Genomic DNA, 18,018 nt, shown 5'->3' with positions numbered 1-18,018 from the left:
ACTTCCTGATTCAAGCTGAAACGTTATGCGCCGCGGCCTCTTGAGCCTTGGCGATTTCCTGGTTGCGCAAGATAAAGCGCTGCAATTTGCCACTTGGGGTCTTGGGCAATTCGCTGACAAATTCGATTTCCCGCGGGTACGAGTGCGCGGCCAGACGCTTGCGCACGTGTTGCCGCAACTCTTCGGCCAGCGCCGGTTCGGCGCGGTATTGCGGGTTGAGCACGACAAAGGCTTTGACCAGTTCGGTGCGTTCCGGGTCCGGTTTGCCGACTACCGCCGCCTCGACCACGGCCGGGTGTTCGATCAACGCGCTTTCGACGTCGAACGGCCCGACGCGGTAGCCCGAGGTGGTGATCACATCATCGCTGCGGCCAACGAAGCTGATGCTGCCGTCGGGGTTCCACTCCACGGTGTCGCCGCTCAGGTAGTAGTTGCCGACGAAGGCCTTGGTCGGCACGCCTTCATAGCCGCCGAACCAGCACATTGGCGATTGCGTGCGGTCGATGGCGAGAATGCCGGGCTGGCCGACGCCGAGTTCGTTGTACTGCTCGTCGAGCACCACGATGCGATGGCCCGGCGAGGCGAAACCAGCGGCGCCGAGGTGGATCGGGTGCTGCAGGCCGTGGTGGTTGCACAGGACCATGCCCAGTTCGGTCTGGCCGTAATGGTCGTGGATGACCACGCCGAGGTTGTCGGCAAACCAGCGGATCACTTCCGGGTTCAGCGGCTCGCCGGCGCTGCTGACAATGCGCAGCTTGCCCTTGATCGACTTGGCGAACTCATTGCCGCCAGCAATCAACAGGCGATACGCGGTTGGCGAGCCGGTGAGGTTGGTGATGCCGTATTTGTTGATGACCCGGCAGGTGCTTTCGAGGGTGAACGGGCCATCGTAAAAAGTGATCGGGTGCCCCATCGCCATCGGCCCGGTGACGCCGAAATAGATGCCGTAGGCCCAGCCCGGATCGGCAACGTTCCAGAACGAATCCTCGGGGCGCAGATCCACCGCGTCGCGGGTGTAGCTCTGGAACGCGACGATGGCCTTGAGCGGCACCGAAAGCGCTTTCGACGGGCCGGTGGTGCCCGAGGTGAACATCAGCAGAAACGGGTCTTCGCCCGTTAGCATCGCCGGTTCGCAGACGTTGGAATGGTTGGGCAGCTCGGCCCAGAAACTGAAGTCGCCACGAACGACGCCCTGGCCCTTGGCGCCGCCGACGGTGACCAGGGTCGGGCAGTCGGCGACTTCCGCGAGTTTCGGCCGGTTGGTCGCATCGGTGACCACCACTTTGGCGCCGGAACTGTTCAGGCGATGTTCAATGGCCTTGGGGCCGAACGCAGTGAACAGCGGCTGATACACCGCGCCGATGCGCCAGGTGGCGAACACGGTAATGAGCAATTCGATATTGCGCGGCAGCAGGCCGGCGACCTTGTCACCCTTCTGCACGCCTTGGGCGAGGAGGAAATTGGCAAAACGCGCGGCTTTATCCTGCAGTTCGCTGAAAGTGTACGTCGCACTGGCGCCGTCGCGGCCCTCCCAGAACAGCGCGATGCGCCCCGGCAAGGCGTGACGGTCGCAACATTCGACACAGGCGTTGAGCGCCTCCAGCGTGCCGCTGAGCGCAGCGTCCACAGTGTGCTGATAGTTGAACTGTTCGGTGGCAGACAAGTAATCGCGCATTGCCAGAATCCCTCTGTGTTTTTATTAGGCTGGGAACCGTAAACAACACAGGGATAGTCGCGCTGCGCAGGGCTTGGGGCAATGGTCAAAGCTGTCAATCTGGCTGATTGGTTTGGCCAAGGGGCAAGTCATGTAGCGCCTGAGCGGACGCTTTCGCGAGCAGGCTCGCTCCCACAGGGAATGCATTGCAAATAGTCGATGGGGGTTACTCTGGAATGCATTGCACATTGTGGGAGCGAGCCTGCTCGCGAAGAGGCAGGATCGGTCACCACAAAATCCGGATCAGACCGCTTCGTTAAGGATCAACGTACGGTAATGCCCCGGATTCGACCCCGACCACTTGCGAAAGGCCTTGTAGAACGAGCTCGCATCGGCAAACCCCAGCCGTGTGGCGATCTCGACGAAACTTATCGACGGTTCCGCCAGCCAGGTGATCGCCAGTTCCTTGCGCACGCTGTCCTTGAGGCCTTGATAAGTCTGCCCTTCCTCCGACAACCGTCGACGCAAAGTTGAGGCGGACATGCACAATTGTTGCGCGAGGGCCTCGGTTTCCGGCCACTGCTCGGCGGACAACTGGCGCAGGTCCTGTTTGATCCGGCTGGCAAGGCTTTCCGGATCGCGGTATTTCACCAGGATGTTCGCCGGCGCGTGGGCCAGAAAACGCTTCAACTCTTCGGCGCTGCGCTTGATCGGCAGATCCAGGCAGTCGGCGGCGAAAATCATCCGCGTGCGTGGACGGTCGAAACGCAGGTTTTCCGAGAACATCACCCGGTAGTCATCGGTGAAATCCGGCGCCGGACAGCGCAATTCAATCGCCAGAATCGGAATCCGCCGCCCCGCCAGCCAGCAGGCCACGCCGTGGACGATCATCCAATAAGTGAAATAGGTGAAAGCGCGGCGCGGTTCGGGGTCGTCTTCGAGCAGGACGATTTCCGCCAGGCTTTGCTGGTGCACCAGTTGCGCGGGCATTTTTTCCAGCATCAACGAGAGGAAACTCAGGCCCATGCTCAGGCCGGCGGCCAGGGTCGGTTGCGCCATGGCGCTGCGACAGAGGAATTCGAGGCTGCCGGACTTGAGCTGACGCGGGTCCATGCCGAAGAACTCGTCATCGCCACGGCGGGCCAGCAAGCGCCAGAGTTTCGCGTATTGCGAGGCGGGTACCCGGCCCGCTGCGCTTTGCAGCAAGGTGGAATCGATACCGACCTTGTTCAAGACGTCTTCCGTGGGCCCGCCCGGGGCACAACTTTGCAGCAGCGCTTCACGCACCAGTTGCACGGCGATGGTGTCTTTTTCCGACATGGAGCGAGGCAGGCCTTGTTGTTTTCGAGTGACGGGCATTTTAACGCAGCCATCCTCAGCACAACACCGATCCTGTGGGAGCGAGCCTGCTCGCGAAAGCGGTGGATCAGTAAAAACTGTGCCGACTGACGCCACGCATTCGCGAGCAGGCTCGCTCCCACAAGGTTGAACAGTGGCTGGATAAAAAACGCGCTGTTCAGCGAATGTTCAGGTAAATGTCAACCATCCCCATTTGGGAATGAGTGTCATTATGTTACAACTTAGCCACCTATCTAAATGACTCGTGGTTGCCGCAATGCTCGTTCCCTTTCTGATCATGCTGCGTGAAGGCATTGAAGCCGCCCTGATCGTTGGCATCATCGCCAGCTACCTGCAACAAACCGGTCGAGGCCAATGGATGCCGGCGGTGTGGATCGGCGTGTTTCTCGCCGCTGCGCTGGCGCTGCTGGTCGGCGGTGGTCTGGAACTGGTCAGCGCCGAATTCCCGCAAAAACAGCAGGAATTGTTCGAAGGTGTAGTCGGTCTGGTCGCCGTGGGCATTCTCAGCTCGATGGTGTTCTGGATGCGCAAGGTCGCGCGTTCGATCAAGCATTCGCTGCAAGCTTCGCTGGACCATGCCCTGACCTCTTCCAGGCATCAGGTGATCGCGCTGATCGCCATGGTGTTTTTCGCCGTAGCCCGTGAAGGCCTGGAGACCGTGTTCTTCCTGCTCGCGGTGTTCCAGCAGAGCGAAGGCCCGAGCGCGCCGATTGGCGCCCTGCTTGGCCTAGTGCTGGCAACCGTCGTCGGCTTTCTGATCTACAGCGGCAGCATGCGCCTGAACCTGTCGGCGTTCTTCAAGTGGACCGGGCTGTTCATCCTCGTGGTCGCCGCCGGGATCCTCGCCAATTCGGTGCAGGCGCTGCATGAAGCCGGCGTGTGGAATCACCTGCAAACCGTGCTGTTCGACTTCAGCGCGACGCTGCCGATGGATGGCCCGCTGGGCTCGGTGCTGGCCGGCATGTTCGGTTATCAGGATGCGCCGACCGTCAGCACCCTCGGTGCGTATCTGATTTATCTGCTGGTGGCACTGGTGATGTTCTTCCTGCCCGCGCCGCCCTCCAGTGCCAACGCAGCCGGCCAATCGTCTTCCGTTTCCAGCCAATAAGGGCACCCATGTCAAAGCCTAATATTCCTCAGGCCTCGCCTCCCCGCGCCTTGCGCTGGGCGGTGGCCGGTTCGGTGGTCGTGATGATCGCCGCCGGCGGCTTGTTCTACTACGCCTCGAAAATGGCCGCCGCCAAGCGTCAGCACAACCACGACGAAGTGGTGGTCAACATCAACGCCCACAGCTGCGATCCGAACGAGCTGACGGTTCCCGCCGGCCGCGCCAGTTTCCGCATCGTCAACCGCTCCGACCGGGCGGTGGAATGGGAAATCCTCGACGGCGTGCTGGTGATCGAAGAGCGCGAGAACATCGCCCCGGGCCTGAGTCAGGTGATCAACGCCAACCTGCAACCCGGCGACTACGCCATCACTTGCGGATTGTTGAGCAATCCGCGTGGCGTGCTGCACGTGACGCCGACCGCCGCCTCCGACGCTGCCGCCAAGGCCAAGCCGTCGATGGTCGCCTTCGTTGGGCCACTGTCGGAATTCCGCGTGTATCTGGCGAGCCAGAGCAGCGCGCTGATCAAAGCCGTGACCGCACTAAATCAAGCGATTACCAGCGGCGACCTGAGTCAGGCGCAGGCGCTGTACCTGCCGGCGCGTGCCGCTTACCAGCGCCTGGCCCCAGCCGCGCAACGCCTGGCGGAACTGGACAACAGCATCAATGCCCGCGCCGATTATTTCGAAAAGCGTGAGCTGGATCCGGCCTTCGTCGGTTTCCATCGCCTTGAATACGCGCTGTTCCAGCAACGCAGTCTCGACAGCCTGACGCCGGTCGCCGCGCGCCTGCTGGCCGACGTCACCACGCTCAAACAGCAACTGCTGGCCCAATCGCTGCCACCGGAGCAACTGGTGAACATCGTGGTGCGCAACCTCAACACCCTGGCCGACGTGCGCGCTGCCAGTGGTGAAGAAGAACGCTACAGCCACGGCGACCTCAACGGTTTCGCCGGCAACCTGCAAACCGCACACAAGGTCGTCGAGTTGCTGCGGCCGATGCTGACCAAATCGGCGCCGGAGCTGCTGCCGAAAATCGATACCGCGCTGAGCGATTTCGACACCCTGTTGAACAGCTTCAAGGTCAAGGACGGCTACGCCACTTACGACACGGTCAGTGGCGAACAACGCAAACAGATCGCCGACAAGGCCAAGGCTCTCGCCGACGCTCTGGATGGCATCGATCCCGCCCTCGGCCTCTCCGGCCTGTAAGCAGAAGACGAATACCGATGAAAGATTTGCAAAACCTCGATCTGCAACGTCGCCGCCTCCTGATGGGCATGGGTGTCGCCGGTGTCGCCCTGGCCGGTTCGGCCCTGAGCTGCCCGGCGATGGCCGCCGCCCCGGCGCAAGTCACCGAAGCGCCGAGCAGCGACAAGACCGAAGACCGCCACGACTTCCACGGCTTGCACCAGACCGGCATCGTCACCCCACGGCCGGCGTCCGGCATGTTCGTCTCGTTCGACGTGCTGGCCAGCGATCGCGAAGACCTCGAGCGGCTGTTCCGTACCCTCAACGAGCGCATTGCGTTCCTGATGAAGGGCGGCCCGGTGGCGCAGATCGACCCGAAACTGCCGCCACCGGACTCGGGCATCCTCGGCCCGGTGGTGACCCCGGACAACCTGACCATCACCGTGTCGGTGGGCGAATCGCTGTTCGACGAGCGCTTTGGCCTGGCCGCTACCAAACCGAAACGCCTGCAACGCATGGTCGGTTTTCCCAACGATGCGCTGGAGGCCGATTGCTGCCACGGCGACCTGAGCCTGCAGTTCTGCTCGAACACCGCCGACACCAACATTCACGCCCTGCGCGACATCGTCAAGAACCTGCCGGACCTGCTGCTGGTGCGCTGGAAACAGGAAGGCAGCGTGCCGCCGCAAGCCCCGGCCAAACCGGGGGTGCCGGCACAATCGGCGCGCAACTTCCTCGGTTTCCGCGATGGCTCGGCCAACCCCGATTCCAACGACGCCCAGGCGATGGACAAGATTGTCTGGGTGCAACCGGGCAGCGACGAGCCGGCCTGGGCCGCGCACGGCAGCTATCAAGCGGTGCGGATCATTCGCAACTTCGTCGAACGCTGGGACCGTACGCCGTTGCAGGAACAGGAAAGCATCATCGGCCGGGTCAAGACCACTGGCGCACCGATGGGCGCCCAGCATGAAACCGAGGTCCCGGATTACAGCAAGGACCCGGAAGGCAAGCTGACCAAGCTCGACGCGCACATCCGCCTGGCCAACCCGCGCACTGCCGCGAGCCAGGCCAACCTGATTCTGCGTCGGCCGTTCAACTACTCCAACGGCGTCAACAAGAACGGCCAGCTCGACATGGGCCTGCTGTTCATCTGCTACCAGGCCGATCTGGAAAAAGGCTTCATCACCGTGCAGACCCGCCTCAACGGCGAGCCGCTGGAGGAATACCTCAAACCGGTCGGCGGTGGCTACTTCTTCACCCTGCCGGGTGTCACCGGCGACAAGGATTTCATCGGTCGCTCGCTGCTCAACGCCACACAACCCAAAACAGCTGCCTAACCATAAAAAACCTTTGGAGCCGTTACATGAAAAAGTCGCCACTCGCCTTAATGCTGACCCTCGGATTGCTCAACACCCCGCTGTCGGCATTCGCCGCGACCGCGCCTCTGGATCTGGTCGGGCCGGTGTCGGACTACAAGATCTACGTCACCGAGCAACTGGATGAGCTGGGCAGCCACACCAAACAGTTCACCGATGCAGTGAAGAAAGGCGATCTGGCCACCGCGCAAAAGCTCTATGCACCGACCCGCGTCTACTACGAGTCGATCGAGCCGATTGCCGAGCTGTTCAGTGACCTCGATGCGTCCATCGACTCCCGCGTCGACGACCACGAAAAAGGCGTCAAGGCTGAAGACTTCACCGGTTTCCACCGCCTCGAATACTCGCTGTTCTCGGAGAAGAGCACCGAAGGCCTGACCGCCCTGGCGGACAAGCTGGACAGCGATGTGAAAGACCTGCAGACCCGCGTGGCCGGCCTGACCTTCCCGCCGGAAAAAGTTGTCGGTGGTGCGGCCGCGCTGCTGGAAGAAGTGGCGGCGACCAAGATCTCGGGCGAGGAAGACCGTTACAGCCACACCGACCTGTATGACTTCCAGGGCAACATCGACGGGGCGAAGAAAATCGTCGACCTGTTCCGTCCGCAGATCGAGAAACAGGACAAGGCGTTCGTCGCCAAAGTCGACAAGAACTTTGCCACCGTGGACAAGATCCTCGCCAAGTACAAGACCAAGGACGGTGGTTTCGAGACGTATGACAAAGTGAAGGATAACGACCGCAAGGCGCTGGTTGGCCCGGTCAATACCTTGGCCGAAGACCTGTCCACGTTGCGTGGCAAGCTCGGTCTGAACTGACAGATTTGAGTCGCCAGTAAAAAAGATCGCAGCCTTCGGCAGCTCCTACGGGATGTTCACATTCCCAATGTAGGAGCTGCCGGAGGCTGCGATCTTTTGCTTTTAACGGTTACAGAATCCGGTAGAGCAACCGCTCGATACGCACCCGGCTCACCCGCTTCAAAAACTTCGCCACCGCCGCCGGGTACTCCGGCAAGGTTTCCAGGTTCTGGAAGCTGGCAATCCGCGTGGTGTTGCGGAAGATCTCTTCCTGCTCCTTCGCCCGTGGCTGCAGCCACTCGCCTTGCGGATCATCGATCAGCAGCGCGTTTTCCAGGTCCAGGCGGAACGCCCGTGGATTGAGGTTGTTGCCGGTCAGCAGCGTATAGCGCTGGTCGATCCACATGCCCTTGAGGTGATAGCTGTTGTCGCCGTCACGCCACAGGTGCAGGTTCAACTGACCGCTGTCGATGTTGCGCTGATGCCGCTTGGCGAAGCGGCGCAGGCTGATTTCGTACAGGTACGGCAACGCCGCAATCACCTTGAACGGCTCGCTTGGCGGGATGTAAAAGTCGTTGGCCGTCTTGTCACCGACCACGATGTCGATCTTCACTCCACGGGCTAGCGCGCGGTTGACCTCGCGGATGATCGGCAGCGGCAGGTTGAAGTACGGCGTGCAGATGGTCAGTTGCTGTTGCGCGCTGGCAATCAATTCGACAATCACCCGGTTCAGCGGGTTGTTCTTGCCCACGCCGAGCAGCGGGCTCACCGACAGACCGTCATGCGCCGTGCTGCCGGCGCTGGTGTCGTATGCCGCGTATTTGAGACGGCTGCGCAGATCGCCGATGTCGTTGCGCAGGCTGCGGGTGGTCGGCAGGTTCGGCAGGTCGAGGCGATGCACGGCCTTGGATTCGATCAGACCGTGCTTGACCAGGTGGTGCATCGAGTCCGCCAGTTCGCGGCTGTGCAGCACGTGGTAACGGTCGAAACGGTACTTGTCGAACTTGTGCAGGTACACATTGTTCAGGCTCGCACCGCTGTAGACCACGCAATCGTCGATCACGAAACCCTTCAAGTGCAGGACGCCGAACAGCTCGCGGGTCTGCACCGGAACGCCGTAGACCGGCACTTCACTCTGGTGAGTGCGGGTCATTTCCTGATACCACGCGGCGTTGCCCGGCTGTTTGCCGGCACCGATCAGCCCGCGCTGAGCGCGCAGCCAGTCGACCACCACGACAATTTCCAGCTCGGGACGCTTGAGCTTGGCGGCGTGCAAGGCATCGAGGATTTCCTGACCGGCCTCGTCATGCTGCAGATACAGCGCGACGATGTAGATGCGCTGGGTCGCCTCAGCGATTTTCTCCAGGAGGCAACGACGGAACTCGGCGGCGCCGGACAGAATGGTCACGGCCTCGGCAGTCAGCGGAAAGCTGCGCAGTTTGGGCAGCAGAGAGCGTTTGAAAAGCAACGGCATAGGGCTCGCAATGGGTCGAATCCGAAGAACCCGAGAGCTTACACCATCAACCGGTTCGGGTCTTGTGAGGGTCTGTAAAGAGATCGAAAGATCGCAGCCTCCGGCAGCGCCTACAAGGATCCGTGCAGGCGCTGCCGGAGGCTGCGATCTGTTGATCTTAAAAACAGCTTGCGAAAGGAGAACGAACGTTCTACTGTTAACCACATGAACGAATTCACTGACACCTCGACCCGCGACATCATTCTGGATGTCACCGAAAAGTTGATCTACAAAAGTGGCATCGCAGCCACCGGCATGGATCTCCTGGTGAAAACCGCCGGCGTCTCCAGAAAGAGCATCTACCGTTACTTTGCCAACAAGGAGGCGTTGACCGTCGCCGCCCTGCAACGCCGTGACGTGCGCTGGATGCAGTGGTACCGCAGCGCGGTCGATCAGGCCGAAACCCCGGCCGATCGTCTGCTCAACCTGTTTACCGTACTCAAGAGCTGGTTCGCCTCGGAAGGCTTTCGCGGCTGCGCTTTCATTAACACCAGTGGCGAAACCGGTGACCCCGAAGACCCGGTGCGTCAGGTCGCCAAAGACCACAAACAGAAACTGCTCGACTACCTGTGCGAGCTGTGTACCGAACATGGCACCGAGGACCCGCAACGTCTGGCCAGACAGTTGCTGATCCTGATTGACGGCGCCATTACCGTAGCGCTTGTGATGGGTGATCACAGTGCCGCTGATAATGCGCAATGCATGGCGCGTAAGTTATTGGACCTGTAACGCCTTAAATAAGCCTGACCGTTGTTTAATCGTTAATTAGATCGGGAGACTGAAAATGTCGACTGCTGCCCAAGTGCGTCCGCCTTTACCGCCGTTCAATCGTGAATCGGCCATTGAAAAAGTTCGTCTGGCCGAAGATGGCTGGAATTCCCGCGACCCCGAGAAGGTATCGCTGGCCTATACCCTGGACACGCAATGGCGTAACCGCGCCGAGTTCGCCCACAACCGCGAAGAAGCCAAAGCGTTCCTGACCCGCAAATGGGCCAAAGAGCTGGATTATCGCTTGATCAAGGAACTCTGGGCCTACTCCGATACACGCATCGCCGTGCGCTACGCCTATGAATGGCATGACGATTCGGGCAACTGGTTCCGCTCCTACGGCAATGAAAACTGGGAGTTCGATGAGCACGGCCTGATGTTCCAGCGTTATGCCTGCATCAACGACATGCCGATCAAGGAAAGCGAGCGCAAGTTCCACTGGCCACTGGGGCGGCGTCCGGATGATCATCCGGGGCTGTCCGAACTCGGTCTGTAAGTTCACATAGTTCCAATTGTAGGAGTGAGCCTGCTCGCGATAGCGGTGTGTCAGTCAACCTGAATATTGAATGTTCATACGCAATCGCGAGCAGGCCCACTCCTACAGGGTTTTGTGGTGTTCAGGCGACGGCGGCAGTCTTTTCAGCCTCCAGCTCGCGCACCAACGGCAACACCCACCGGCCGAAATACTCCACCTCCTCCTGAAAGTGCAGAAACCCCGCCAGCACCAGATCAACCCCCACCGCCTTCAGCGCGACAATCCGCTCGGCAATCTGCAAGGGCGTGCCGATCAGGTTGGTCTTGAAGCCATCGTTGTATTGCACCAGATCCTCGAACGTCGATTTCGCCCAGTTGCCCTCGCCCTCCGGCGACGCCCTGCCCGCCTGCTTCGCAGCGTCGCCAAAGGCATTCACCGCTTCCGGGTCAGCCTGATCGATGATCTGCGCCAGCACGGCGCGCGCCTCTTCCTCGGTGTCGCGGGCAATCACAAAGGCATTGACGCCGATCTTCACTGAATGATTGTTCGCCGCGGCTTTGGCGCGGATGTCATCGACCTGCGCCTTGATTCCTTCAACGCTGTTGCCGTTGGTGAAATACCAGTCGGACACCCGCGCCGCCATGTCGCGTGCCGCGCGTGAACTGCCGCCCTGGAAAATTTCCGGACGCCCCAGCGGTTTCGGTTTGAGGCTGTAATTGTCGAAACGGTAGAAGTCGCCGCGAAAGGTGAAGTTGTCCTGGCTCCAGATCCCGCGCAGCGAACGGATGAACTCCTCGGAGCGCCGATAACGCTCGTCGTGCTCCAGCCAGTGTTCACCGATGGCCTGGAATTCACCCTTGAACCAGCCACTGACGATGTTCACCGCGATCCGGCCATTGGTGAGTTGGTCGATGGTTGCCAGTTGTTTGGCCGCCAGCGCCGGTTGCCACGGCCCCGGCAAAATCGCCGCGATCACCTTGAGTTTGCTGGTGGCGGCCAGCAGCGCATGACTGAACGCCACCGATTCATGCTGGAACTCGGCACCGTAACCGGCGGTGAAACGGATCTGCGTCAGGGCATATTCGAAGCCCGCGGCCTCGGCGAGCTGCGCCAGTTTGCGGTTGTAGTCGATGCCCCAGTCGGTGCGCTGCTCGATCTTGCTGACCACCAGCCCACCACTGACGTTCGGCACCCAGTAGGCGAATTTCACGGCTTGCTTGCTCATTGGCGTGTCCTCGGGACATTTGCGGAGATGTGGGGGATAGAGCAGCAAGCGTGCCAGGCTTGAAATGCCTGGTTTTGTTGGGTTTTCAGGTGTAGCTGATGTTTTGTGGCGGGGAATTTGTTGGCGGGTTGTTGTGTGGGCAACAGTTGGTTTTGGGCCGGCATGAAGAATGCCTTCGCGAGCAGGCTCGCTCCCACAGGGTGGAATGCATTTCAAAATGTGGGAGCGAGCCTGCTCGCGAAGGCGTCAGCCGGGTCGCCGCAACAGTTGGATACAGGTAACATGAGCGCCCTCCCCGCAGCTCCCGTTCTGCGCCCTGCCGAATAAGCCGATTCCATGCCTTTCGAACTCAGCGTTGACCTCACCACCCTCGCCATCCTGGCCCTCGTCGCTTTCCTTGCCGGTTTCATCGACGCCATCGCCGGCGGTGGCGGTCTATTGACCACGCCAGCACTGCTCACCGCCGGCCTGCCGCCGCACCTGGTGCTGGGCACCAACAAGTTGAGTTCGACCTTCGGTTCGGCCACCGCCAGCTTCACTTTCTACCGGCGCAAGCTGTTCCACCCTCGGCAGTGGACGCACGCGATCATCGGCACCCTGGTCGGCGCACTGACCGGTGCCATCGTCGCCCACTACCTGCCAGCGGAATGGCTGAACAAGATGCTGCCGGTGATCGTCTTCGCCTGCGGCGTGTACCTGTTGTTCGGCGGTACGCCAAAAGCGCCGCTGGACAGCGACGCACCGATCAAGAAGAAATGGCAATCGACTCAGGGCTTCAGCCTCGGTTTCTATGACGGCGTGGCCGGCCCCGGCACCGGTGCGTTCTGGACCGTCAGCAGCCTGCTGCTTTACCCGATCGATCTGGTCAAGGCCAGCGGCGTGGCGCGCAGCATGAACTTCGTCAGCAACATTGCGGCGCTGTCGGTGTTTGTGTTTTCCGGGCAAGTGGACTGGATTATCGGCCTGAGCATGGGCCTGTCGGTGATGGTCGGCGCATTCTTCGGGGCGCGCACCGCGATCAGCGGCGGCGCCAAGTTCATTCGTCCGGTGTTCATCACCGTGGTGCTGGGGCTGACCGTGCGCCTAGCCTGGCAACACTGGTTCAGCGTGGCCTAAACGGCGCGCCACGTAGACGTCGATCAGGTAACGGGCAATCGATTTTGACGCCGGCAACGGCGGCAAATCGTGCACGTTGAACCACTGGGCGTCTTCGATCTCGTCTTCCTGACAGATGATCTCGCCACCAGCGTATTCGGCATGGAACCCCAGCATCATCGAGTGCGGGAACGGCCAGCACTGGCTGCCCATGTACTGGATGTTCTTCACTTCGATACTGACCTCCTCGCGCACCTCGCGAATCAGGCAGTCCTCCGCCGACTCGCCCGGTTCGGCGAAGCCTGCCAGCGTGCTGTAGACCCCGGTGACAAACCGCGGTGAGCGCGCCAGCAGGATCTCGTCGCCGCGGGTGACCAACACGATCATGCTCGGTGAAATGCGCGGATAACTGCGCAGCTCGCAGGGCTGGCAATACATCGCCCGCTCCCGTGGCACTTGCGTCATGGCCTGACCGCAATTGCCGCAAAAACGATGTTCGCGCGCCCAGGTGCCGATCTGCGCGGCATAACCCAGCACCTTGTAGACGGTGTGATCACCATCGAGCATGAACGCCCGCAGGCCTTTCCAGTTGCAGCCCGGCACTTCACTGGAACTGTGCAGCTCCAGCAGATACACCGGTTCGCCATCGAGATGGCCTATACCGTGTTCGGCAAGTACCGAGAGGTCCTGACGCTTGAGCCATTCCCGGGGGAACAGCACGCCGTTGTCATCGAACAGAAAGCCTTCGGGGCTGCGCGCCACGGCCCAGCCGCCGGGTTGATCGGTGTCCAGTACTGCAGTGGTCCAGCGAGCTGTCATGGTTTCTCAATCCAGAAATTCGGGTTTCTGTTTACTCATATGGGCGGCCATGGCCACGCGCAAGTCGGTGGATTGCAACATGGCGGCGTTCCAGGTGGCAACGTATTCAAGACCGTCGTCGATGCGATGGTCGCGCATGTAGCTGATCATTTCCTTGGTGCCGGTGACCGCAATCGGCGACTTGCCGGCGATGTCGCGGGCAATGTCCATCACGCCTTCGAGCAGCAGTTCCTTGTCACTGTACACGCGATTGACCAGGCCAATGCTGCGTGCTTCTTCGGCGCCAAAGGTGCGACCGGTATAAGCCAGTTCACGCAGCATGCCGTCGCCGATGATCCGTGGCAACCGTTGCAAAGTGCCAACATCGGCGGCCATGCCGATGTCGATTTCCTTGATCGAGAATTGCACGTCTTCGGCGGCGTAGCGCATGTCGCAGGCCGCGATCAGGTCGATCGCGCCACCCAGGCAGTAGCCTTGAATCGCGGCCAGCACTGGTTTGCGGCAGTTGTCGACGGCGTTGAACGAGGCTTGCAGGGTGAGGATCTTGCGCCGCAGCAGGCGCGCATTACGGCCAACGTCCTTGCCCAGTTCATTGGCGACGCCGGCGAGCATCATCAGGTCGATGCCGGAAGAAAAGTGTTTGCCATTGCCACTGAGCACCACCACCCGCACTTCGTCGGTGTCATCGATCCACTGGAAAATCTCGACGATCTCGCTCCAGAACGCGGCGTTCATCGAGTTGATCTTTTCCGGACGATTGATCTGCACATGAGCGATGTTGTCGGCCAGTTCGACGCTGAAGGCGGTGTATTGAGACATGGCAGTGATCCTTTACCGGGCAGAAAATGAGGCCCGAACTATAACAAGGCATCACGATGGCGGTTCGGCCAAATGCGGGACTGGTCGAAAGATGCAGTGTCAGGGCTGGCCTCTTCGCGAGCAGGCTCGCTCCCACATTGATGTTCAGTGAACTTAGTTTTTGCATTCACCACCGATCCCTGTGGGAGCGAGCCTGCTCGCGAAGGGCTGCACCGCCGATCTAACCGCCCTTCACCACCACATACGCCGCCGTCTCATAAGGCACCGTCAGCACATGCCGCCCACGCAGCGCCGGCTCCGAGGCAATCAGTGCGCGGATCTGCTCATCGACCATGTCGCGCTGCGCCTGGGGCAATGCGGCGATGAAACTGGTGGAACGCACCCGATTGAAAATCACGTCCTCCGGCGAGCCGGTGTGCGCGTGGTGAAACCGCTGCACTTGCAGCGGGCCAAACGCCGGATGCGGAAACGCCTGACGCCAGTGGCCGGTGTAATAACGCGGCGTATCACCTTCCTGGGCATTGACGATCGCGTCAAGTTTCGGCACCCAGCTGACTTGCGTGTCGCGCAGGTTCCAGATCAGGCCAAGCTTGCCCCCGGGCTTGAGCACCCGGGCAATTTCGGTCAAGGCTTGCGTCGTGGCGAACCAATGAAACGCCTGGGCGCAGACCACCACATCCACCGACGTATCGGGCAGCGGCAAATCGGTCGCGGTGCCGCTCACGGCCAGCACCTCAGGCCAGGCAGCAGAGAGCTTTTCCAGCATCTGCGCCACCGGCTCCACCGCGATCACCTGCGCGCCGGTGGCCGCCAGCCGCCCGGTGAACTTGCCGGTGCCGGCGCCCAGATCGATGACGGTCTTGTGACGGTCCAGGCCCAGGGTCTGCGTCAGCCACTGACTGACTTGCGGCGGATAGTCGGGGCGGCCCTTGACGTAGGTATCGGCGGCAATCCTGTAGCCGGCGGCAGCGGAATGATGGACCTGATCTTTCATGGCAGTTCCTCGAGTGTCAGCGCGGCGGCATGGCAAGGCGCTGGATGGACGGCTGGCGTTTCCGAGCATACCGCCACGATTTGCGCGTACCTTGAACAGACCCTGACAAAGCAATGAATAAAATGCCGTGCTGTGGTGTTTAAAGTGAAACATAACCCCCTGTGGAGCCTTGCCCATGACTATCCGTTCCGTTATGTTCGCCGCCCCGTTGCTGTTGGTGACCGCGCTGTCCGCGTCGATGGCGTTTGCCAATGGCGATGAAAGCGCGCCCGTGCAGAAACCCAACTGCCCCAAAGGCCAGGTCTGGGACAGCAAATCGCAGAAATGCGTGATGCAGACCAGCAGCGCCGTGCCGGATGCCGATCGGACCGATTACGCCTACAGATTGGCCAAGGACGGTCGATACGAAGAAGCCCTGGCCCTGCTCGACACGCTGAACCAACCGAACACCGCCAAAGCCCTTAACTATCGTGGTTACGCCACACGCAAACTGGGGCGCACCGATGAGGGCATCCACTATTACCTGGAATCGGTAAAACTCGATCCGCAGTACGCGCAAGTGCGGGAATACCTCGGCGAGGCCTATGTGATCAAAGGCCGCGTCGACCTGGCGCAGGAACAGTTGCAGCAAATCAAATCGATCTGCGGCACCTCCTGCGAGGAATACCAGGACCTGGCCGAAGCCATCAACGATTCATCGAAAACCTGAAATAGATAAAGGAAAGCCATCATCGTCAGCGATCAGGCATTCAGAGCAGAACTCGGACAGCATCTGGCGCGCTTGTGGCGCTACGGTCTGCTGCTGTCGCGCAATCGGCACGTGGCCGAGGATCTGGTGCAGGCAACCTGTGTGCGAGCGCTGGAGCGTGCCGGTCAATACGTGGCCGGCACGCGCATGGATCGCTGGCTGTTGAGCATCCTGCACTCGATCTGGCTCAACGAAGTGCGCGCGCGCCGGGTTCGTCAGGGTGCGGGTCAGGTCGATGCCGACGGGCAACTGGCCTTCGACGGCGAATACGCCGCGCAGACGCATGTGATGGCCGCGCAAGTCATTCGCCGGGTCGATGCCTTGCCCGAAGCCCAGCGCGAAACCGTGTACCTGGCGTATGTCGAAGGCCTGTCCTACCGCGAAGTCGCCGACATCCTGCAAGTGCCGATCGGTACGGTGATGAGTCGCCTGGCCGCCGCGCGCCTGAAACTGGCGGAATACCCGCCTCTGCAAGCCGTGCCCAAAGCCACCGGAGGTGACCACCCATGAACAGACCCTCCGACGAACAACTGACGGCCTACCTCGATGACGAGCTGGACCCGGCCTACCGCAGCCAGCTCGACGGTGCGATTGCCGACGACCCGTTGCTCAGCCTGCGCGTGCAGTGGCTCGATCGCAGCAGCCTGCCGTACAAGAAAGCCTACGACGAACTGGCACAACAGGCGCCGCTGGACCGTCTGCAGGCGCGCCTCGACGCCATCGCACCGGCCCAGCGCCCAGGTCTGAGCCGTCGCTGGTTCATCGGTGCGGCCGCCGCAGGTCTGCTGGCCGGCGGGGTCCTGGCCGATCGCCTGTTTATCGCCTGGCAGGCGCAGCAATCGCATAACTGGCGCGCTCTGGTCGGCGACTACATGGCGCTGTATGTGCCACAGACCCTTGATCACCTGCCAAGCGACGAAGCCAGTCAACGCGCGCAACTGCGTGCGGTGGATGCCCGGTTGGGCCTGAACCTGTCGCCAGCGCGGGTGACGTTGCCGGGTGCGGAACTCAAGCGGGCACAGATGCTCGAGTACGACGGCGTGCCGATTGCACAACTGACCTATCTCGACACCAGGCATGGGCCGCTGGCGTTGTGCGTGATCCGCTCCAACAGCGGCAGCCGGCCATTGGCCCACGAACGCCGGCACGAGATGAACGTGGTGTACTGGACCGAAGGTGAACATGCGTGGATGTTGATCGGGCACAACCCGGCGCCGGCGCTGGAAGACCTGGCCAGACACTTGATCGACAAGCTGGGCGCCTGAGTGCCGTTGGCACTATGCTGAGCGGGTGATTATCCAAGGAGGAAACACCAATGCCGATTTCACCCCGCACCGCCCTGCTGGTCATTGACGTGCAGAACGACTTTACCCCCGGCGGCCAGTTGGCCGTGCCCGAAGGCGATCTGATCGTGCCGCTGATCAATCGCCTCGGTGGCCTGTTCAAACAGGTGGTGATTGCCCAGGACTGGCACCCGGCGGGCCACGCGTCCTTTGCCTCGAGTCACCCCGGGCGCAAGCCTAACGACGTGATTCAGTTGCCCTACGGCGAACAGACACTCTGGCCGCAACACTGCGTGCAAGGCACCGCCGGTGCCGAGTTTCACCCGGAACTGGATCTGCCGCACGCGCAACTGATCATCCGCAAGGGCTGCAATCCTGATATCGACAGCTATTCGGCGTTTCTCGAGGCAGACCGGCGTACCACCACGGGACTGGCCGGTTATCTGAAGGAGCGCGGTGTCGACACGGTGTACATGGTCGGGCTGGCGCTGGATTTCTGCGTGATGTTTTCGGCGCTGGATGCCCGGGCGGCGGGTTTCAATACGTTCGTGGTGCTGGATGCCTGCCGCGCCATTGATATGAATGGATCACTGGCGGCGGCCATGGAGTGGATGCAGACGGCCGGGGTTGGCCTGATTCAGTCGAACCAGTTGATCTGACACAACTACCGCAATCCCTGTGGCGAGGGAGCTTGCTCCCGCCGGGCTGCGACGCGGCCCCAGGCGATCTGCAACCCGGCGGCGGTTGCCGATTTTGCGCCGGCTTCGCCGCCGAGCGGGAGCAAGCTCCCTCGCCACAGCTACT

At 61.2% G+C, this 18,018-nt stretch carries 18 protein-coding genes; 11 read left to right on the top strand and 7 right to left on the bottom strand.

From position 1 onward, the window contains the following. Window positions 1–10: 10 nt before the first annotated feature. Both HBN98_RS19875 and HBN98_RS19870 read right to left on the bottom strand, forming a co-directional pair. Complete coding sequence (locus HBN98_RS19875; RefSeq protein WP_083369156.1) at window positions 11–1,675, bottom strand: AMP-binding protein; 1,665 nt, start codon at window positions 1,673–1,675, stop codon at window positions 11–13. A 282-nt stretch (window positions 1,676–1,957) separates the two neighbouring features. After that, a complete protein-coding gene (locus HBN98_RS19870) occupies window positions 1,958–2,974 on the bottom strand; it encodes an AraC family transcriptional regulator (RefSeq protein WP_083369157.1) in 1,017 nt (338 codons plus the stop codon). Window positions 2,975–3,269: 295 nt separating this feature from the next. Here HBN98_RS19870 and efeU point away from each other — a divergent pair, with 295 nt between their 5' ends. From efeU to efeO (HBN98_RS19850), 4 genes are read left to right on the top strand one after another with little or no spacing between them, the layout of a single operon-like run. Then, entirely contained in the window at window positions 3,270–4,121 is an 852-nt protein-coding gene (efeU, locus tag HBN98_RS19865; protein WP_083369158.1) for an iron uptake transporter permease EfeU, read from the top strand. 8 nt (window positions 4,122–4,129) lie between these two features. Beyond that, a complete protein-coding gene (gene efeO, locus HBN98_RS19860; protein ID WP_064587472.1) occupies window positions 4,130–5,329 on the top strand; it encodes an iron uptake system protein EfeO in 1,200 nt (399 codons plus the stop codon). A gap of 17 nt (window positions 5,330–5,346) precedes the next feature. After that, a complete protein-coding gene (gene efeB, locus HBN98_RS19855) occupies window positions 5,347–6,645 on the top strand; it encodes an iron uptake transporter deferrochelatase/peroxidase subunit (protein ID WP_083369159.1) in 1,299 nt (432 codons plus the stop codon). A 26-nt stretch (window positions 6,646–6,671) separates the two neighbouring features. Beyond that, window positions 6,672–7,496: an iron uptake system protein EfeO gene (gene efeO / locus HBN98_RS19850; RefSeq protein WP_064587470.1), complete on the top strand. Its 825-nt coding sequence runs from the start codon at window positions 6,672–6,674 to the stop codon at window positions 7,494–7,496. 109 nt (window positions 7,497–7,605) lie between these two features. On the opposite strand, the gene pssA is transcribed toward efeO (HBN98_RS19850), so the two are convergent. Further along, window positions 7,606–8,949: a CDP-diacylglycerol--serine O-phosphatidyltransferase gene (pssA, locus tag HBN98_RS19845; RefSeq protein WP_083369160.1), complete on the bottom strand. Its 1,344-nt coding sequence runs from the start codon at window positions 8,947–8,949 to the stop codon at window positions 7,606–7,608. A gap of 204 nt (window positions 8,950–9,153) precedes the next feature. On the opposite strand from pssA, the gene HBN98_RS19840 reads away from it, so the two are divergent. Then, window positions 9,154–9,717 (top strand): TetR/AcrR family transcriptional regulator, encoded by a 564-nt coding sequence (locus HBN98_RS19840; protein WP_083369161.1) that lies wholly within the window; start codon window positions 9,154–9,156, stop codon window positions 9,715–9,717. A gap of 55 nt (window positions 9,718–9,772) precedes the next feature. Beyond that, window positions 9,773–10,252: a nuclear transport factor 2 family protein gene (locus tag HBN98_RS19835; RefSeq protein ID WP_083369162.1), complete on the top strand. Its 480-nt coding sequence runs from the start codon at window positions 9,773–9,775 to the stop codon at window positions 10,250–10,252. Window positions 10,253–10,373: 121 nt separating this feature from the next. On the opposite strand, the gene sfnG is transcribed toward HBN98_RS19835, so the two are convergent. Next, the gene (sfnG, locus tag HBN98_RS19830; protein ID WP_083369163.1) at window positions 10,374–11,456 is read right to left on the bottom strand and encodes a dimethylsulfone monooxygenase SfnG; all 1,083 of its coding nucleotides are present in this window, start codon (window positions 11,454–11,456) and stop codon (window positions 10,374–10,376) included. A 336-nt stretch (window positions 11,457–11,792) separates the two neighbouring features. Here sfnG and HBN98_RS19825 point away from each other — a divergent pair, with 336 nt between their 5' ends. Further along, window positions 11,793–12,572: a TSUP family transporter gene (locus HBN98_RS19825; protein WP_083369164.1), complete on the top strand. Its 780-nt coding sequence runs from the start codon at window positions 11,793–11,795 to the stop codon at window positions 12,570–12,572. Here HBN98_RS19825 and nudC read toward each other — a convergent pair. The 3 genes from nudC to HBN98_RS19810 all read right to left on the bottom strand — a co-directional run bounded on the left by nudC (window position 12,540) and on the right by HBN98_RS19810 (window position 15,183). Further along, complete coding sequence (nudC, locus tag HBN98_RS19820) at window positions 12,540–13,370, bottom strand: NAD(+) diphosphatase (RefSeq protein ID WP_083369165.1); 831 nt, start codon at window positions 13,368–13,370, stop codon at window positions 12,540–12,542. The genes HBN98_RS19825 and nudC overlap by 33 nt on opposite strands. A 6-nt stretch (window positions 13,371–13,376) precedes the next feature. Further along, window positions 13,377–14,189, bottom strand: coding sequence for a crotonase/enoyl-CoA hydratase family protein (locus HBN98_RS19815; RefSeq protein WP_083369166.1), 813 nt, complete (start codon window positions 14,187–14,189; stop codon window positions 13,377–13,379). Between the two features lie 220 nt (window positions 14,190–14,409). Further along, window positions 14,410–15,183, bottom strand: coding sequence for a class I SAM-dependent methyltransferase (locus tag HBN98_RS19810; RefSeq protein WP_083369167.1), 774 nt, complete (start codon window positions 15,181–15,183; stop codon window positions 14,410–14,412). Between the two features lie 175 nt (window positions 15,184–15,358). On the opposite strand from HBN98_RS19810, the gene HBN98_RS19805 reads away from it, so the two are divergent. The 4 genes from HBN98_RS19805 to pncA all read left to right on the top strand — a co-directional run bounded on the left by HBN98_RS19805 (window position 15,359) and on the right by pncA (window position 17,873). Continuing rightward, the gene (locus HBN98_RS19805) at window positions 15,359–15,892 is read left to right on the top strand and encodes a tetratricopeptide repeat protein (protein WP_083369168.1); all 534 of its coding nucleotides are present in this window, start codon (window positions 15,359–15,361) and stop codon (window positions 15,890–15,892) included. 63 nt (window positions 15,893–15,955) lie between these two features. Continuing rightward, window positions 15,956–16,441 carry a sigma-70 family RNA polymerase sigma factor gene (locus HBN98_RS19800; RefSeq protein ID WP_186352869.1) on the top strand — a complete coding sequence of 162 codons (486 nt, stop codon included), beginning with the start codon at window positions 15,956–15,958 and terminating at the stop codon, window positions 16,439–16,441. Further along, window positions 16,438–17,196 (top strand): anti-sigma factor, encoded by a 759-nt coding sequence (locus HBN98_RS19795; RefSeq protein ID WP_083369170.1) that lies wholly within the window; start codon window positions 16,438–16,440, stop codon window positions 17,194–17,196. The genes HBN98_RS19800 and HBN98_RS19795 overlap by 4 nt, the downstream gene beginning before the upstream one ends. A gap of 50 nt (window positions 17,197–17,246) precedes the next feature. Further along, window positions 17,247–17,873 carry a bifunctional nicotinamidase/pyrazinamidase gene (pncA, locus tag HBN98_RS19790; RefSeq protein ID WP_083369171.1) on the top strand — a complete coding sequence of 209 codons (627 nt, stop codon included), beginning with the start codon at window positions 17,247–17,249 and terminating at the stop codon, window positions 17,871–17,873. Window positions 17,874–18,018: the final 145 nt, after the last annotated feature.

This window comes from Pseudomonas koreensis (genome assembly GCF_012986595.1).
GTDB lineage: Bacteria > Pseudomonadota > Gammaproteobacteria > Pseudomonadales > Pseudomonadaceae > Aquipseudomonas > Aquipseudomonas koreensis.
This window is presented reverse-complemented; position numbering and strand designations above follow the sequence as displayed.

What these genes read in the sequence shown, in the direction of transcription:
- pssA (WP_083369160.1), bottom strand. Translation starts at nt 8,949, where the DNA reads ATGCCGTTGCTTTTCAAACGCTCTCTGCTGCCCAAACTGCGCAGCTTT.
- pncA (WP_083369171.1), top strand. Translation starts at nt 17,247, where the DNA reads ATGCCGATTTCACCCCGCACCGCCCTGCTGGTCATTGACGTGCAGAAC.
- efeO (WP_064587472.1), top strand. Translation starts at nt 4,130, where the DNA reads ATGTCAAAGCCTAATATTCCTCAGGCCTCGCCTCCCCGCGCCTTGCGC.
- HBN98_RS19825 (WP_083369164.1), top strand. Translation starts at nt 11,793, where the DNA reads ATGCCTTTCGAACTCAGCGTTGACCTCACCACCCTCGCCATCCTGGCC.
- sfnG (WP_083369163.1), bottom strand. Translation starts at nt 11,456, where the DNA reads ATGAGCAAGCAAGCCGTGAAATTCGCCTACTGGGTGCCGAACGTCAGT.
- HBN98_RS19870 (WP_083369157.1), bottom strand. Translation starts at nt 2,974, where the DNA reads ATGTCGGAAAAAGACACCATCGCCGTGCAACTGGTGCGTGAAGCGCTG.
- efeO (WP_064587470.1), top strand. Translation starts at nt 6,672, where the DNA reads ATGAAAAAGTCGCCACTCGCCTTAATGCTGACCCTCGGATTGCTCAAC.
- efeU (WP_083369158.1), top strand. Translation starts at nt 3,270, where the DNA reads ATGCTCGTTCCCTTTCTGATCATGCTGCGTGAAGGCATTGAAGCCGCC.
- HBN98_RS19805 (WP_083369168.1), top strand. Translation starts at nt 15,359, where the DNA reads ATGACTATCCGTTCCGTTATGTTCGCCGCCCCGTTGCTGTTGGTGACC.
- efeB (WP_083369159.1), top strand. Translation starts at nt 5,347, where the DNA reads ATGAAAGATTTGCAAAACCTCGATCTGCAACGTCGCCGCCTCCTGATG.
- HBN98_RS19810 (WP_083369167.1), bottom strand. Translation starts at nt 15,183, where the DNA reads ATGAAAGATCAGGTCCATCATTCCGCTGCCGCCGGCTACAGGATTGCC.
- nudC (WP_083369165.1), bottom strand. Translation starts at nt 13,370, where the DNA reads ATGACAGCTCGCTGGACCACTGCAGTACTGGACACCGATCAACCCGGC.
- HBN98_RS19815 (WP_083369166.1), bottom strand. Translation starts at nt 14,189, where the DNA reads ATGTCTCAATACACCGCCTTCAGCGTCGAACTGGCCGACAACATCGCT.
- HBN98_RS19840 (WP_083369161.1), top strand. Translation starts at nt 9,154, where the DNA reads ATGAACGAATTCACTGACACCTCGACCCGCGACATCATTCTGGATGTC.
- HBN98_RS19875 (WP_083369156.1), bottom strand. Translation starts at nt 1,675, where the DNA reads ATGCGCGATTACTTGTCTGCCACCGAACAGTTCAACTATCAGCACACT.
- HBN98_RS19835 (WP_083369162.1), top strand. Translation starts at nt 9,773, where the DNA reads ATGTCGACTGCTGCCCAAGTGCGTCCGCCTTTACCGCCGTTCAATCGT.
- HBN98_RS19795 (WP_083369170.1), top strand. Translation starts at nt 16,438, where the DNA reads ATGAACAGACCCTCCGACGAACAACTGACGGCCTACCTCGATGACGAG.